Source organism: Providencia sp. PROV236 (assembly GCF_033676985.1).
In the GTDB taxonomy this organism is placed as follows: domain Bacteria; phylum Pseudomonadota; class Gammaproteobacteria; order Enterobacterales; family Enterobacteriaceae; genus Providencia; species Providencia manganoxydans.
This window is the reverse complement of the sequence record NZ_CP096297.1, coordinates 1,795,792-1,812,200: the sequence shown is the minus strand read 5'-3', so window position 1 is coordinate 1,812,200 and position 16,409 is coordinate 1,795,792. Positions and strand designations below refer to the sequence as shown.

Below are 16,409 nucleotides of genomic sequence, written 5' to 3'. Positions count from 1 at the left end.
TTTAAGCATAACCACAATATTAAGCGTGAAAATTGTCACATCGTATTTGTAACTGATTAACTATTCTCGCCATATGAAACCCATCGATAGTTGCATGATGAACTTGTATAGAAAGTGGTAATAAACATTTTTCACTTGATTGGTAATATTTCCCCAGCGTAAAAATAGGCGGAAAATAATCAGTGAAGTTTGCTACATTTAAATTAAAACCATCAAAACTCACCCATGGGATCATCGAAATACAAAAATGATTTTCAGGAAGATTTGGCTTAGCCATCAAATCAATATTGTCTTTGTATAATCGCTGGTCGTACTGATAATTAGCCAAAAAAGCTGACCAGTCACTATCATACTCCGTCCATAACTGGGAAAATGTCTCCGTCTCTGGATGAAAAACCGTATAGGCGGGGTTTACCTGATCCCACAGTATCAGCTCATTATCTTTTATCGCCATTCTCGATTCAGGATATTGATTCACCACCTGTGCAATTATGTGGATCATGGCTGGATAGAGTTTATGCCCTTTATTGCGAAGCTCAGTCTGCAAAGCCGTAATGTCTAACTGGGTAGTTAAACTAAAACCGCAAGGCACAGTTTGACGGTAAAATAGGAAATGCTGTTTTCTATTCCACTGTTCGATATTGACTTTTGTATAATGCATTGAATTGCCCTTCTCATTGATTAATAAAATTTTTAATGAAGAAGGGCAACTCTCTCTGCTTTGATTGGTGACATTGGTTAGTCCTTATGCTTTAGATTACAAATGAAATACTAACAGATCTAACCTAGTTTATTGAAGGTTTAAGTGCCCCACTATATTTTCAATAGAATGAGTAAACACTTTTTGCTAACTTTATGTTTTGATATGATCTGTTGTCTTAACGACTTAAAATGAATATATAACTAGCATTCTTATTAAGAGCTTAGATTTAAGAAACGATTTGACTTACACTTCAGGGTTGCTAAAAGGAATATTTAATGAAAAACAATGTGTTACTCTCTGTGATTATTCCTTGCTTCAATAATGAAGAATATGTTTATACATGTCTATCTTCCTTACCTCTCGTACAACATGAGCTACTTGAAGTGATTATTATCAATGATGGCTCCACCGATCAATCCTTAACTGAAATTCAGCGTTATATTTCTGAGCACGACAGCACCAATATTCATATTATTAACCAGCCTAATCAAGGGGTTTCAATCGCTAGAAATGAGGGATTAAAATATTCAAATGGGAAGTATATTACTTTCTTAGATGCAGATGATTTGTGGTCACCATCGCTATGGGAGAAGCTATTTCCGATACTTAGCGATAAATCACCTGACATGGTCATATATAACGCGTTGAAGTTTTATAATAATGATTTAAATGATAGTCATCAATTAAAGATGACTAAACTAGCGGATGGGTTACATACTATTAATAGTATCTGTGATTTATCTGACCTTTTCGGCGAGAATAAATGGTTTGCTTGGTGCCGTGTGTACAAAAAAGAATTATTAGACACTATTTTATTTCCTAAAAATAGAGAATATGAAGATTTAGCGATAGTTCCAATCATTACCGCTAAAGTAAAAAGATTGTTTGTGATTAATACTCCATTGATATTTTATCGTGTTAGAGAAAATAGCATTACCAGTAAGCCAAAAGAAAAACATATTGATGACATCATATATGCGATGAGTTGCATATATGATGCCTATTTAAACTCAAATCAGAGTCATAATTTTAAACAAGTGTTAGCCCCGACTCTGCAACATGAGTATAGCTTACTCCGTAGTATAAGCCGAAAAGTTCACGGTTATTGCTATTTTACCAAAGAGCAGCAACACAACTTAAAGAAAATACTAAGACCATTCCAAACCGAATTTAAATTTAGTTTTAAAATGAAAGCAAAGTTTCTTGGTGTGTATTGTTTATTAGGTAAAATAAGAACAAAAAGAATGTATAAACATAGCTAATTTATGCCCATATACATCCAATTTGCATGATGCCACATTAAGATTAGATACCCCATAAAATCAATCAGATAACCATTCAAATATATTCATTATAGTAAAACTTTTAACCTTTACTTTCAAATTATTTCTAATCTATTAGAGACAAGATAACTCATGACTACTAGTACTAAAATGATTGTAGAGCAAATAATATTGAAATTACTCCTAAAATTACCCCTATTAATGTTTACATTAATAGGGGTAACACCATCACTGAAAAGTAAACTTAAATTTATTCCTTTGTTCAAATACTAAAAAAAATTCACTAACTCATTTTTATTTCTAAAAATAATCAATCTCAATAAATAATCAACCAAATAGGAAAAAAGTGTTATAAAAAAAACAAATTGAATGATATAAGAAGTTATAAAGATATCTGACAAAATAACGCTAAATCTCATCGTTCCATTTGTTACATTATCATTAGACAACCAAACAACAATATTAATCCAATATGGAATTAAAAAATAAATAATTAAACGATATTTCTTACTAATCATTAATGATTTAATTGATGAAAATACAATAAAAACACAAAGAAACGCCAAATACACAAATAAAGAGTAAGACATTGATTTTATGGAAGGTATTATTAGATTTGAATTAACTGAAACAGGGTAAAATCGAAAAAAATACTCATGAACCAATTCAAGATAAAAAAACAAAATACCAAATAAGAGTGAAAAATACGATATAGCTAATTTTAATTTAGCGTCATTCATAATCTTTTAAATATCCCTGTAATTTATAAGGCACTACTTTATAGTGTAGGTCATAAAACCTCTTGTACTTGGAAAATACAACTCAAGCAACTTATGCCTTAATGTCCATGGATCTTCACGCATTAGCGAATTCGCTTCAAGTGAGCTAAAGATACCACCACTTTGCTTCAAAATAGTAAACACGGTATCTGAACACATAGCCCATCCAGCCATACCATGATTATAAATTAATTCTGTGATTTTTTCTGCTTGTGCTCTAGGTACTGTAAACTCAATAATTTGAATATCTTCACCATCCCATTTTTGAAATGAAAGATAGTCATCCCATGTAAATTCAGGATAGTTAAAAAATTCGCCCGCACTTCTAGGTATTCGATATAATTCTATACTACTGAAACAATCATCAGAACCACACTCACCATACCCTCCAGAAGGATCATACAGAAGTGCTTCTTCACTTTCTCCCACAACTAAACCTGTGTGCCCAATTCCCCGGTTATAATTTATCATCACAAATATTTTTACTGGATCTTCAATTAAAGAATCTGCATAAACATTAGGTGAGATAACAACGGGAATATTGAATCGATTATAATGTACATCGTTAATTTTCATTTCAATCACCTATTTGATTGCTTCATCTCGGATACAATAGCCTGATGTATTAGCACTAATATGTGTATAGGTGATACTTTCATATAAAATTGCAACTTTCTCAAAGGGTTGTAAATCATTTTGAGTCATTGAATTAGGTGCTTCGTTTGTAATACGAGAAATCGAAGCTTTTGTCAGCTTTATCTTTTTGTAAGGGTGCATTATCCCATTCCTATCAACACGATAGTATTCAAAAAGAAAATCCAACATCTCATTATTAGCAATAGCAGATAAAAGAAGTGGTGATGATTTATCATCTGCTTTAATCATGATGAAAGGGGCATGAGAAACATTTCGTTTTCGCGCTAAATCATAGATAGTAGAATAAACGAAAATTTGGTCTTTGTGATCTACTTGATATTTGTTACCAATCGAATCATAACTAGAACATCCCGCAGAAATCAAACCTTGTTTATTGCCATTTAGTGTTAAGTAAATTAAATCAGCCATACATTTCCTTATGTTAAGCAGTCGAATTTGACTTAATTAATACATTTATTTTAATAAATTGCAATAAGAAAGATTCCCCCTTGTCACATAACCAATTATTATTCTACCTAAAAAATATTTTTAGGATATGACATAATTCTATTTACATATATTGATAGGCAGGCACAGAATACCTATATATTTAATAATATTATAGAACATATGTGTACTAATATTAGAGCGTATTTAGAAAAAAGATAATTATTATTTTAAACCAGTCAAAAATATTTAATGTAATAAGAAGCCGCTTTTTTATAGCGGCTTTATTTTGATAGAAATTAAGGTTTTTTAGGCCAATCAATATCAGGTGCGGTTGATGTATCAACACGGTTTAACGGATATTGTCTCGTATCTAATATCAACTGCTCTTTTATTACTTTAGACTTCAATTACATAGATATTTAGTTTTCATTCATATCTCTTGTCGATTTAATTTTTCACGAATTTTAAAAAAACAGGAAATTATCAAGCTCTTTTTGAAGAAAGTGAATATTAAACTCTGCAACATCATTTCTACTACTATTAATAGAGTCAGATTAAGGGTAAGCGTCCTCCCTAAATTATCTTAAAATAAATCATCGTAATTCACTCCAGACTTCAATATTAGGCGTTCCGACCACTTTGTATTTAGACCCAACAGGAACAATAGCAAAAAGAGAGCCACGAACAAATGTAGGATAATTGCCTTCAATACCACTTCTTGCAACAGAAACAGCATCAACGATCAACTCCATCCGATCATCATATTCAACCCCCCTAGCTTGGATTGAAATCGAGATATAAATAGGTTTGCTAGTTGTGTTGATATATTCAGTATTTTTAGCTCTTGATGCTGTTACATTACTCCATTTTTGCCCGTACCCTACCCCTGTTGATCCTGAAATTTTGTTATCAACCTCTGCTTTAGTATAAGCCCCTACATCCCCCGCAGTTAAAGTAATATCCGCACTCAACGGTTTATTATTAACTTTACGTGTATTTGGCACTCTTCCATTGGCATTATTATTAGCATTAGTCGCATTTGTGTTAGCTGTATTCGCTGTAGATTGCGCATCAGTACCCGCTTTTTTAGCATCAGCGATTTTGGTATCCGATTCTGCTTTTGTATAAGCCCCCACATCCGTTGCATTTAAAGTAATATCCGCAGTTAGAGGCTTATTATTGACTTTTCGTCCGGTAGAAACTGCCCCTATCCCTTCAGGTGTCACTCGAATTAATTTTCCAGTTGGTTTACTCATTTTGTTACCTCAATTGAAATAAAATCTGTATTTTTAAGTGCTTCCGCAAGTAATAAATTAGTACCTTCAACCGTATAGGCGTAACCTTGAGGTTGAATAAGTCCATTAATTTGCACCACAATGACTTTAGTTGTACCAATAGGGAAAGAGGTTTCCCCGCCTTTTACGACAGGAATAATGGCCTCAACATTTAGATTAGCATTATCACCTTTTGGGCCTTGAGGACCCGTATCACCTTTTGCGCCCTGTATACCTGTAGCACCTGTTTCACCTTTCGGGCCTTGAGCACCGGTGTCGCCTTTTGGCCCTTGCACCCCAGTCGCTCCTGTGTCTCCTTTTGGCCCCGCTGCACCTACAGCACCAGTGTCCCCTTTAACACCTTGTAGCCCTTGAGCTCCAGTCTCTCCTTTTTCCCCTTGAATACCTTGTGGGCCTCGTTCACCAGTGGCACCTTGTTCGCCATCATTAACGACAAACGCAACCGGTGCCAACGCTTGCCCCGCGCTATTTTTAAAAACCAATGATACCGTGCGACTTTTTGCCATGTTTTAACCTCACGGATTCTCTTTAACCTGAACCTCAACGCTCACAATGCTTGCACCTTGTGCGCCTGCTTCACCTTTAGCACCTGCATCACCTTTTGGCCCTTGTGCGCCTGTTTCACCTTTGGCACCTGCATCACCCTTTGGCCCTTGTGCGCCTGTTTCACCTTTAGCACCTGCATCACCCTTTGGCCCTTGTGCGCCTGTTTCACCTTTGGCACCTGTATCACCCTTTGGCCCTTGTGCGCCTGTTTCACCTTTAGCACCTGCGTCACCTTTTGGCCCTGGTGCGCCTGTTTCGCCTTTGGCTCCTTGTATTCCTTTTTGTTCGGCAAGAAATTGTTGTTCTGTTTTTTCTTCATTGCCCGGTTGTTTTTTCCACAGTTCAAATGTCGATGCACCATCAGTAACGACAAATGATGCTGGCAGAACTTTGCCATCGCTAGTTTTAAAATTAAGTGTGACAGTTTGTTGTTTTGGCATGGTTGCTCTCTTTAATTATCTTTGGTTTCTACGTCAATGGACTCAATTTTTTGAATTTCGTTTTCTGATAGATAAATACCATCATCGGATCCTGACTTAACAATGTTCTTAATATCGTCACTGATAAAATCCTTTCCCGACAAGCTATTCACTTTCAGTTCTAGCGCCTCCAACTGCTGCTGAATATCACCATTCATCACTCTTGCACTAGTTAAAGGCACATTAATCAATACTTCGACTAAATCATCTTTTTTGAGCGGCTCGGCAAAATAAAGCGTGCTCTTCTCAATAGCGAATGCATAATCAACATATTGTTCCAAACCATTTAAAAAGGTTAGGCAATGCGTAAAATCATAAGGAGGCTTGATTGTCTCCTCACCGCCTTTCGCTAAGTAACGCCATGAGGCCAAAGTTGAGTTATTTTGTTTACCGGCCAAAGCGGTATTCATTTCACTCTTAGTTGGGTAGTCACCTTTTGGCTGTAATTTATCTAACTCCAAAAACCCCGCCAACGTTGACCACGATGCCTGCGATTTATCAGGCTGCTCGCCTTTAGTTTCTTTAATCGAAACATAGATAACGCTATTAAATTGAACAATGGCGGTTTTTGGGTAGGAAAGCGTGGCATCCCACTCTGCCACACCACGCTGCGTCAGATACATCAACCACTCATCGGTACGTTGACCTATTGCATTAAACCACTCAAGTGGCGGCTTGCCTGCGGTTCTATCAAGGGTGATCCCCCAGCCACGTAATACATCTGGAAATGTTTCAATCTCCCCTGTTTTCGCATCTTGCGCGAAAATTTTTAAGTCTGGCTTTTTAATGACTGACATTCATTAACCTCGTGAATTTTCCATCGTTAAAACCAAAGGCATGCAGATCACTTGACCAACCAAATGGATGCGTATCGGTAATGACGAGATATTTATAACTAACACCTATCGGTCTAGATAAGATGTCGAGATTTTTAATTGCATAAAGTCGAAATGGCGTTAAATAATTGGCTGCAATCACCACATTCATCGTCATATCATCGTTATCAATAACAAAAGATTGCTCACTGAATAAATGAGCAATGGAATAACTAATGTTGGCAATATCAGGTCGCTGGTAATTCTTAATAATTTTCGCTTTGATAAAGAAACGATAGTCTTCATCATCCAGTACTGATGAACCATTTAATGAATCGCCGTAGCGATATAGCACGCCGACATCAAAGGGTAAGGCGCCCTCAACGCCTAAAAAACCAAAGTAATCTTTTGGAACGACTGATTTCATGACACGGCTGATACCAACGTGCTTGCCAATTAAATCAAGCCCATAACCTGAAGCCTTATTCACATCGAGCACCTCGGCTAATTGAATAACCGACTCGAATGCGGCTCGTGTTTCAGAAAGCAAAAGCCCGACAGTTTGTCGGGCTTTCGGTTTCTGGCGATATTGCCAAATCAGGAAATCTTCACCTTGTTTACTCAATCAGCACCTCCACATCTTCAGGGCGGATCACGGCACATTGGCGAAGGTTTACTGACACCCTCTCTTGGCCATTTACCGTAATACTTTTGATATAAAAGCCTGGTACTTGATTGACCTGACAAATCAAACGTGTCGCATATACTGCTTCACCGATAGCAAATTCTGTCTCCGCTAACAGTGACTTAATACTATCAGTATCAATATCATGGAAGCCGCCCACGCGTTCAATTAACAACTTCACTTGAATATTCACTGGCTGTGCCCGATCAAATTTGACTGTGCGCATTCCCCCCGCATAGTGTTGTGTATTGCTAATGCTGCCGAATACGCCACAACCGCCAATTTTCTTTTTCAAGATCGTTAAACCAATCGCGTCATCACTTCCTCCAATCACGACTGCATTTAATGAGTGAGGTGGAATACCTTTCTCATCAGTAAGATGGGTGAAGTTTTCATAAACACGCGCTTGTTTCACATCGGGTAAATCCAATAACGCACCTTCTAGTCCTTTATAGTCATCATGGTTATTAATCGAGTGTGAACGCATAAACCGCAACAATAAGTTGCCATCCGTTTCTGTGAAAGCACCTTCTTTGGCCGCTTTAGTGGTCAGCACTTTGTCAATTCCGACAGTGACCGTATCCATAGTTAACATTTTCTCTGCCGCAAGCGAAAAAGCGCCCAATTCGCTGCTACGCATATTCACCCTAGCCGATCCCGTTGGGCCTAATGTCACTTCACTGGTCGTTACCCACCGAGCACGGTTATCATCAGTAAAACGACTGCCTTTTGCAACAACCGTGCCCTGCTTACCTGTAATCACCACATCATCAAGATAGCTATATTCCGCGCCACGACGCACAATCCCTGCATACATAGCCCGCTGTTCCAGCCATGATCCCATCGCTTTATAGGGATCTAACATCTGTACTATCATTGCAATAGCTTGATTGATGTTATCTATTTCCTTAGAGAATAAACCTATCATCTGCCCATCAGGGGTGTCGGCATCAAGGTTGATATCATCGCCATAGATTTGTTTAAACCCTGCGGTTAGCCGTTGATAGACATGGGTTAGTCGATCAATCACTATGCCTGTTTCAGTTATTTGGAGCATCTGTCGTTACCTCCGTTTTGTGACCATAAATATCGATATATGAGACAGAGATCGTGATTAACCGTGTATCTGGATTAAGTTGAATATCAAATGCAGTGATCTGCTCCATGCCTTGGGTATTTAACACACTGTTTTTGATTTCTGATTCCATCACCGCTAAGTTCGGATTTTTACGTAAATAATCAAACCATTTGATGCCATGGTCTCGATTAAGAAACCAATCTTTATTTAATGACAGTAAGCGTGTTAGTACTGATTGCGAAATGGCGCTCGATTGTCCGCAATAATCTGTGCGCCCTCGACCAAAACACCAATCATGATTGTCATCAAGCCTTCGTACTTTCATTAATTAGGTCCTCCGGTATTTCCTCCGCCGGTCTGCACACCACCATGCGTATGCGTATCACCAATGTTTTTACCATTATGTTTCAGTGTGCCACCTGATGACTCACTATTACCCTCTACTGAATGATCGCCTTTAATCAAAGCATTACCTTCCAATTGATAATTACCTTGATGCTGGATATCACCTTTAATGATTATTTTTCCTGCTTGTATACGAATAAATGTTGAGCCATCATCGGTTTGTAATGACAGCGCATCATGTGAATAATCAGGGATCTTATTGGGTAAACTGCTCGCTTGAGGTAAAAAAAAAGCATCTGACAAATCATGAAAGCGTTGATCAAGCGGCTGTGATTGCTGCCCAGACACATACCATCCATCAATACATCGTTCCGCAAAAATAACTAGCCCTTCATCGCCAGCAGCTAAAGGCACAGTCACACAAAACCCACCGCCACGATAAAAACCAATAGGGACATCCACCAGCGGAGGGAGTGCTATTACCTGCCCTTCTTTATTTATATGGCTGATCATTAATTCGACGGTCGCACTATGCCCATTGGATGAAATAATTTTAGCTGGTAGCGCAGTGTGAATTTCATAGCGTTGGTTCTGTGCATATTGATTGATAACATCAAGAAAAGTAGGTTGTTTCATAATTTAACCTTATTAAATTCACCACCAATACAAACTAATTTGCTATACCAATCCTTTTCCATAAAATCACCCATATGGCTAAGTTCAATAATCTTATAATCACCATTCAGTTCAGTAGTCATCGAATTAATGCGTACCAATGCACCTATTTTCAACGCAGGATTACACAAACAGGTGATAACTAAACCCGTTTCATTTTTTTCGGGCTTACCAATTAATCCTGTTTCCTGAGATAAAATAAAACCTTCGTTATCAGTAACCACTTTATTTTTAGGTAATAATGTTAATTGACCATCTTGCACAGACCAATCGGCTTGATTGTTTTTGGCTATTTTATGCAGTATTTCCCTTGCGTCCGTAAACATCACCTTACCACGAGGTAGTTGCCTATCATTAGGTAACTCCGTAATCCCAATCTCAATCCCCATTGCTTGGGCATTTTCTTTTAAAATATCGGCATCACTATTGCCTGCGGCGAGTGTTTTATTAATTAGCGACGAGGTATAAGCGCTAAAACCATCACCACAAGCCAATTCACAGATTAAATCTTCTGCACTCTCCGTAATTTTTGCATCAATAATATCGCCTGAATAAATTAAACGCAGTTCATCATAACCAACAGAAAGCGCCACTCGGTTAAACACTTTGCTAGTGAGTAAATTACGATGTGATGTATTGAGATTATAAATACGAATAATTGCTGGATTAGGCTCTGAAGATAATGTTTTTTTAACATCAAAAGTTACTCTTAAATTAGTGACTTCAAATGCTTCATCTTGATTACCAATAACTAATTTAAGCTGTCTGCCAAATTGTTTCATGCCAGACTCCTTTATCAACGATATAGAGTAATAACCGTTCACCTAATTCATTCTGAGTGATTGCATTAATACCAAAACGTGATTTATCACTGAGTAGAAAAATAAAAGGTAAATTTTTTTCAATTAAAGACGGGGCATTGACAGCTAATCCTTGCATCTGGGTGATCATTCGATTGCTATTTGCATCAAACAAATCAAATTGCCACCCTTTTGAAAGTCGATTGTAATACAGTGTTAATCGTAGATTCATGCCAAATACAGTAAATAATTGCTCTTGGATTGGCTCATTTGATACTGGTATTTTATATATCATGACGTTATTCCTAGCATTATAGATGTGTCGTGAGAGGAATTAATCGCCTGAAGTTCAGGTTGTGTTCTACCCATATTACTTTTCTGTGGTTGCTGCTTTAAATCAGGATGTAGCCCAGTTACAACTTGGCTTTCAACAATAAATATTTCTTCCAGATTTAAAACAAAATCAGCCGCTGCGGGGGTATCTTGTGTCGTGCTAATACTGGTTAGCACCATATTTTTATACAGCCTGATCCCCGTTTGTACATCAATGGGTTGCCCCATTCGTTGGATCGCTAACAAAGACTCATAAGCACGCCCTGCGCGATCTAACGTTTGTGAACTGTCGGCAAACGGTTTCAATGCATCGGGGTACCAAGGTGCGATCACCTTTTGAGTTTTATTTGCCAACACACGACCAACGGTCATATATTGAGCCAACATTGCTTCTGCCTGCCGTATCGATGAGGATATTTCTAATGGCAAAGGATAGTCATCCATGGCATCTGTATCCAACCCCAACAGCTGATTAAAATAGTTAGCGGGTTCATAACCCACGACTTTCCCCGTGATAGTCAACGATTTGGGTTCAAGTACCGCATGATCAGCAATATCAGCCCCTGATTCGACAGGATTTTTTGTCACTCGCAGCGAAGAAGTATGAGATTCCCGAATCGTACAATCAAACTCAAATTGGCCAATAGTTCGGGTGATCACGGAGGCGCGCCCCGTAAATATTCCACTTGTGATATCCATAATCTGTATCCAATAAAAAAGCCACAATGATGTGGCTATTGTATTATTTAAATATCTAATTAATTGCTATGAGCACTTTGCAGTGAACGATATAAAACCTGAGTCAGATTATCATTGATCCCATTAATGGCTAACGATGCAGCCTGATAAGGATCTGAGCTCATTACATTTTGTTCAACATTCACACTGCCTTGATTAACAATAATATTTTTATTGTTGCTTGTAGTAACATTAGATAAATTAGGATTTGCCAAGTTTTGAGCAATTAATTCCCCTGTTGCGTTTGAAATGTTCAGTAAACTATTTTCGCCTTGTTTGTCTTCACTGAGTACTCCAAGCTTTTGTAGCCCTGACGTAACCCCTGAAATAACCCAGCCAAACTTTTCATTTACCCATTTAAACGCGATATCAAACGGTTTTTTAATTAACTCGGTAACACTGTTAAACGTATTCGCAATATCATCAATAAACTTATCAATATCGGTATTACTAATATTGAATATCTCTTTAATATATTGCCAGCCAGCCTCAAATGGTTTGATCAGATAACTGGCAATGGCATAAAATATTAAGCCTAACTTCTCAGTCCATGAAGTTGAGTCATCTGTAAAAATGGCAAACAATGCATTAATTAATGCAAACGCATTTTCAAAAGGTGCGAGTATATAGTGAGTGATCGCTAGGAAAATTTTCGATACATTATCAACAACAGATTTAACAGCATCAACTAACCAATCAAACAGCGCTAATGCAGATGTTTTAATGATGTTCCAAACATTGGTGATCACTTGAACCATCATATTCCACATCACACCAAAAGATGCGACAAATCCAATAAAGTATTGTTTTAATCCCTCCCATATTTGTATTAAACCGTCAGTCATGCCTTTCCATGCTTCAGACATCATGGTGGTATTACCGCTAAATAAACCTACAAGTAATTTAAAAGCATTACTGATATATTTAAAAAAACCACCAAAAATCATGGTCACACCCTCAAACATGAGTGACCACGCAGCAGCCATAGCGTCTAATAATGCTTTATTTTCTGTATAAAATGTATTCCACCAAGCCAATACCGACTTTATCCACTCAACAGCAGGAGCCCAAAAGCCGGCAAATAGTGATTCACCGCCATTTAGGTAAGCCATAAAATCGCCAATCAGTACCATTAAACCGGCAATCGCCGCGACAACCCACATTACAGGATTGGCGACAAAAGCCATCAACATGGACTTTTTAAATATGGCCAAAACAGCCACTATACCTAAAATGGTTGCTTTCCAACCAATTGTATTTTCAATTAATTGGCTAATTGCGCTAACGGTATTGCGGATCATCAATATCGCTTTTGAGCCCCATTTCACAACTTGGGTTAACCCTTCAGCGATTAATTCCTTATTTACACTCAACCAAGCGTTAAAATCGTCAATGACCGCGGTTAAATTTGGCAATAATCCCAACGCTATTTTGGCTTTTATCGCGTCTATGGATAATGCTGTTTTCTGTGTTGCGACTTGATATTCATCGGCTTGCTGTAGCTCTTTTTCTGAAATGTCAAATAACAGATCTTTTTGTTGAGCGAGATTTTTTACCCCCTTTACCGTGCTATCAATAAACCCCATAAAACGGTTAGCCACAAAATCGACCGCCATAGCGAGCGTAGAGAGTACCGCTTTAAAATTATCAATTGTCAGTCCAAAACCTTTAAGGTTTCTTTTTACCTTGCTAATTGTCTCTGCAATTGAAGCCGCCGCCGTGCCGAGGGCAGTGACGACACCTTTTAATTGCGCCACTTGCTCGACCTCAAAGCCGAGTGTGGTGAGAAGCTTTTCTATTTCCATTCTCTGCCCTCTGCTGTGACAACAAACGCTCGGCATAAGCTTCATGAAAATCAAGCACATCGCCGAGCGTTGCTGTCGTTCGAAGATCGTGACCGGTATAGATGCCTTCCATAATGGGTAGCATTTTCAACCAGTCAACGTCCGTTATGCCGTCAGACTGACCAAGCTGGGCATATTTACTTTGGATGCGACTCCATCGGGCAAAAAATCAGAAAAGTGAAATATCAAACCATTCACAATTAATGGATAATAATGTGAACGGTAAGTATTAAAATGCGTATTAAACACATCTACTTTATCTAATTGAATCAGATTATTATCGACATCTTTCGCCGTCACCCACTTTAAAATAAATTTTTCCACTCCCTGCATATCTGGAGAGCCAATATTGGCTAAAACACCGCCCACATCAATATCAACGTGCTCGCCATTCATCGCAATGCAGCCTTTTAACATACCCAATAATTTCATTGCGTGACTTTTGGCTTCGACAAAATTGCTATGGCGATGCTCATAAGTAATGTTATCTTTTTCCATCAGTTAAACGCTCCTTTACCTAGTTTGGTGATCACGCGTTCAAATTGGATCACCCATGATTGCGCGTTATGGGCCGAGCCACGAGATTGGGTTGGCGGTGTTGTGAAAAAGCCAACATGACCAACAATTTCATCACCATTCCAAGTATCTTTAATATACAGTTCTAGCGGTGCAGGCGCAGACTGGCTGCTTAACATTTGATTGCGTAAGTTAGATAAAAAATGGTTGTCCGCTGAATGTTGCAATAGCTTCATTGTCAATGTACCTGATTGGTTGCCACTAAATACGTAAACACCCCGCCCATTGGCACCGAAGATCCATGCACCATCATCACCGACAGGCGCAATAGATAAAGCATCAGCAGATTCATCAAACGCGGTAAATTCGTAACCATTGATGCTAACCATCAGACTTTTATGATTATATACAGACATAGTGACCTCTTAACGATTGAATTGAATAAGTAAATCCGCAGAATGCCCCGCACCTGCTAGCTTGATAGCGCACATAATTGGCATCATTTTGCGTGCTTCACGATCAGCTTGTGACTGAACATCAAAACTGTCTGAATAAAAATAAAAACCTTCATCTAGACGATCGCCAAAGGTGATTTCACCAATGTCATTGCCTCGCCAAATTCCACCGGCTAAGAAACCATTACGATTGAATTCATTGCCTATAACGGTCAAAGAACCAATTAACATTGCTTGCCCTTTATCGGTTTGCGCAATTTTAGTTGGACTTGCCTGTAAAGTAGTAAAAGCTTGTTTTTGGCATGCATCAATGAAAGCATCTAGCCCCATCACTTCATCAATAAACGTACCGCCAAGCATAGTCCCTTCGGCTAACATATTGATACCGTCATAATCTGTGTAGAAATTTATCCCTAAGCGACGACATTTTTGTGCCTCATCCTGTGTGACGCGGTCGTCGGAACGCACGGAAAATAGCCAGTAACTCAGCTGCCGCATGGTCGTCACCGGTCTTATTGAATTGCACCATTAAGCGACCACTGTTTTTGTCATACAATTTTTTGAGTATATTGCTGTTTTGCCACTCAATTTGTTCATCACGAGTTGCGGTATAAGCCATGACTTTTAAGTCAGCAGCACTAATCCAAGCATGAGCATCTTCAAGCTGCTCATCAGTGAGTTGATCCGCAAAATAGACGCCGTACCAGTTTTGATAGCTATTTTGCAACTGATGCAATGCCTCAGAAGGCTGCTCCGCATTAATGATCTGAGCGGCAGAACCAATACTCAACGTGGCTTGACCTTCCTCTAATTTCAGCAAATGGCCAATGTAACTGCCGTTTTCGGCTGGAGTCACATAACCTAACCGAGTTTTTGCATCAGCACCGGCAGTTTTTGCTTCAATAATTATTCGATTACCAACTTCGTCCCACTTAGTTTGTAGATTGCTGCCTTCAGGCAATTGAGCATCAATCACTTGCGCAATATCGCTAAAATCGATCGCTTTACTAAAATCAAGATCTGCCAGCACCGCTTCTTGACCCGCAATATTTAATGTCATGGTTCCATCAGTGATCTGCTTCAGTGTATTAACACCAATCGACAATGTAGAACCTTTAAGCGCATTTGCTGTAGCTGCAATTTCTTGTTTTTCTTTTGCAAAACGAGCAATCATCGCTCGTTTTAATTTTGGGCGAGCAGAAAACAGCGCTTGAGCAGCTTTATATGTCGATGAATGAGAGCCAAACAAATTAGCGACGTCTTGCTCATTAGAAACAAATAGATAACGTGATGTGGCATCCGTAAATGCATTACCGACCTCAGAAGTAAAAATAGCCACCATACTCAGATCACGGCGTTGTGCTGCCGCTGCCTGTGGCAGAATTTGTGCATTAATGATCTCTTTAATTGATAAACTCATATTGATTCCTTTAGAGTAGTAATAATCACCGATTCACCATGAGTAAGTGATGATTCGATACGATGAATATGTGAAAGTGTTAAATTCAGTTGTGTTGTTTGTGGTTTTCCTTCTATTGGATCTTCTGGGTAATGTTTAATCGCCGATTCACACACAAACCCTCCCCCCATTGCTTTAAATAATTGTTGAGCAATGTAGGTTTGTAATTGCGTAGATAAATCTTCGATAAGCAAATAACAACGTTCCCCATAAGCTTTAATTGCAATCATGGTTTCACGTGTTGACGTGATAATTTCGCGATTATTTTCCGCATCAAACTTGTTCTCTATTCCAATAGGTTCAGATGTCAGCGGAGTGACCGTAATAAATTGACTCCATGCAGATGTATCAGTGTAGGTGCTACCATCAATAACTTGCTTTTCAGGAAGTTGAGTTAACATTGCGATCACTTGTCGCACTTTACTGATATCAAGCCTTGAAAGTGTGTTTGTTGTCATATTTCATTCCAATAATGGCCAAGTCACAGACGTACGA

The 16,409-nt window shown here is 38.4% G+C and carries 20 protein-coding genes and 1 pseudogene; 1 reads left to right on the top strand and 20 read right to left on the bottom strand.

The annotated features are described in order from the left end of the window. Positions 1–19 precede the first annotated feature (19 nt). Positions 20–661 (bottom strand): type A chloramphenicol O-acetyltransferase, encoded by a 642-nt coding sequence (catA, locus tag M1E96_RS07885; protein ID WP_272579979.1) that lies wholly within the window; start codon positions 659–661, stop codon positions 20–22. A gap of 317 nt (positions 662–978) precedes the next feature. Here catA and M1E96_RS07880 point away from each other — a divergent pair, with 317 nt between their 5' ends. Beyond that, positions 979–1,965 (top strand): glycosyltransferase family 2 protein, encoded by a 987-nt coding sequence (locus tag M1E96_RS07880; RefSeq protein WP_369427454.1) that lies wholly within the window; start codon positions 979–981, stop codon positions 1,963–1,965. A gap of 794 nt (positions 1,966–2,759) precedes the next feature. On the opposite strand, the gene M1E96_RS07875 is transcribed toward M1E96_RS07880, so the two are convergent. The 19 genes and pseudogenes from M1E96_RS07875 to M1E96_RS07785 form a co-directional block, all read right to left on the bottom strand. Continuing rightward, positions 2,760–3,341: a hypothetical protein gene (locus M1E96_RS07875; protein WP_319066581.1), complete on the bottom strand. Its 582-nt coding sequence runs from the start codon at positions 3,339–3,341 to the stop codon at positions 2,760–2,762. Between the two features lie 9 nt (positions 3,342–3,350). Then, positions 3,351–3,830, bottom strand: a complete 480-nt coding sequence (locus M1E96_RS07870) for an Hcp family type VI secretion system effector (protein WP_319066583.1) — start codon at positions 3,828–3,830, stop codon at positions 3,351–3,353. 317 nt (positions 3,831–4,147) lie between these two features. Beyond that, on the bottom strand, positions 4,148–4,231 hold the full coding sequence (locus M1E96_RS07865) for a tail fiber assembly protein (protein ID WP_369119633.1): 84 nt from the start codon (positions 4,229–4,231) through the stop codon (positions 4,148–4,150). A 213-nt stretch (positions 4,232–4,444) separates the two neighbouring features. Continuing rightward, entirely contained in the window at positions 4,445–5,107 is a 663-nt protein-coding gene (locus M1E96_RS07860) for a hypothetical protein (RefSeq protein ID WP_319066587.1), read from the bottom strand. Beyond that, positions 5,104–5,652, bottom strand: coding sequence for a hypothetical protein (locus M1E96_RS07855; protein WP_369427453.1), 549 nt, complete (start codon positions 5,650–5,652; stop codon positions 5,104–5,106). Before M1E96_RS07855 ends, M1E96_RS07860 begins: the two co-directional genes overlap by 4 nt. 9 nt (positions 5,653–5,661) lie before the next feature. Next, positions 5,662–6,132: a hypothetical protein gene (locus tag M1E96_RS07850; protein ID WP_319066591.1), complete on the bottom strand. Its 471-nt coding sequence runs from the start codon at positions 6,130–6,132 to the stop codon at positions 5,662–5,664. Positions 6,133–6,143: 11 nt separating this feature from the next. Further along, positions 6,144–6,968, bottom strand: a complete 825-nt coding sequence (locus M1E96_RS07845; RefSeq protein WP_272579974.1) for a hypothetical protein — start codon at positions 6,966–6,968, stop codon at positions 6,144–6,146. After that, the gene (locus tag M1E96_RS07840) at positions 6,955–7,611 is read right to left on the bottom strand and encodes a DUF2612 domain-containing protein (RefSeq protein ID WP_070929278.1); all 657 of its coding nucleotides are present in this window, start codon (positions 7,609–7,611) and stop codon (positions 6,955–6,957) included. The genes M1E96_RS07845 and M1E96_RS07840 overlap by 14 nt, the downstream gene beginning before the upstream one ends. Further along, positions 7,604–8,728, bottom strand: coding sequence for a baseplate J/gp47 family protein (locus tag M1E96_RS07835; protein WP_319066595.1), 1,125 nt, complete (start codon positions 8,726–8,728; stop codon positions 7,604–7,606). Before M1E96_RS07835 ends, M1E96_RS07840 begins: the two co-directional genes overlap by 8 nt. Beyond that, complete coding sequence (locus tag M1E96_RS07830; RefSeq protein WP_319066596.1) at positions 8,712–9,074, bottom strand: hypothetical protein; 363 nt, start codon at positions 9,072–9,074, stop codon at positions 8,712–8,714. Before M1E96_RS07830 ends, M1E96_RS07835 begins: the two co-directional genes overlap by 17 nt. Next, positions 9,074–9,730: a Gp138 family membrane-puncturing spike protein gene (locus tag M1E96_RS07825; protein ID WP_140178589.1), complete on the bottom strand. Its 657-nt coding sequence runs from the start codon at positions 9,728–9,730 to the stop codon at positions 9,074–9,076. Before M1E96_RS07825 ends, M1E96_RS07830 begins: the two co-directional genes overlap by 1 nt. Then, on the bottom strand, positions 9,727–10,551 hold the full coding sequence (locus tag M1E96_RS07820; RefSeq protein WP_140178592.1) for a hypothetical protein: 825 nt from the start codon (positions 10,549–10,551) through the stop codon (positions 9,727–9,729). The genes M1E96_RS07825 and M1E96_RS07820 overlap by 4 nt, the downstream gene beginning before the upstream one ends. After that, positions 10,526–10,864: a hypothetical protein gene (locus M1E96_RS07815; RefSeq protein ID WP_272579971.1), complete on the bottom strand. Its 339-nt coding sequence runs from the start codon at positions 10,862–10,864 to the stop codon at positions 10,526–10,528. The genes M1E96_RS07820 and M1E96_RS07815 overlap by 26 nt, the downstream gene beginning before the upstream one ends. Then, complete coding sequence (locus M1E96_RS07810; protein ID WP_319066600.1) at positions 10,861–11,601, bottom strand: phage baseplate protein; 741 nt, start codon at positions 11,599–11,601, stop codon at positions 10,861–10,863. The genes M1E96_RS07815 and M1E96_RS07810 overlap by 4 nt, the downstream gene beginning before the upstream one ends. Before the next feature lie 59 nt (positions 11,602–11,660). After that, complete coding sequence (locus M1E96_RS07805; RefSeq protein WP_319066601.1) at positions 11,661–13,445, bottom strand: hypothetical protein; 1,785 nt, start codon at positions 13,443–13,445, stop codon at positions 11,661–11,663. A 144-nt stretch (positions 13,446–13,589) separates the two neighbouring features. After that, positions 13,590–13,982 (bottom strand): putative phage tail assembly chaperone, encoded by a 393-nt coding sequence (locus M1E96_RS07800; protein ID WP_070929271.1) that lies wholly within the window; start codon positions 13,980–13,982, stop codon positions 13,590–13,592. Further along, entirely contained in the window at positions 13,982–14,416 is a 435-nt protein-coding gene (locus M1E96_RS07795) for a phage protein (RefSeq protein ID WP_319066604.1), read from the bottom strand. Before M1E96_RS07795 ends, M1E96_RS07800 begins: the two co-directional genes overlap by 1 nt. A gap of 9 nt (positions 14,417–14,425) precedes the next feature. After that, positions 14,426–15,875: pseudogene (locus M1E96_RS07790) on the bottom strand (DUF3383 domain-containing protein). Then, a complete protein-coding gene (locus tag M1E96_RS07785; RefSeq protein WP_140178603.1) occupies positions 15,872–16,372 on the bottom strand; it encodes a hypothetical protein in 501 nt (166 codons plus the stop codon). Before M1E96_RS07785 ends, M1E96_RS07790 begins: the two are co-directional and overlap by 4 nt. Positions 16,373–16,409 lie beyond the last annotated feature (37 nt).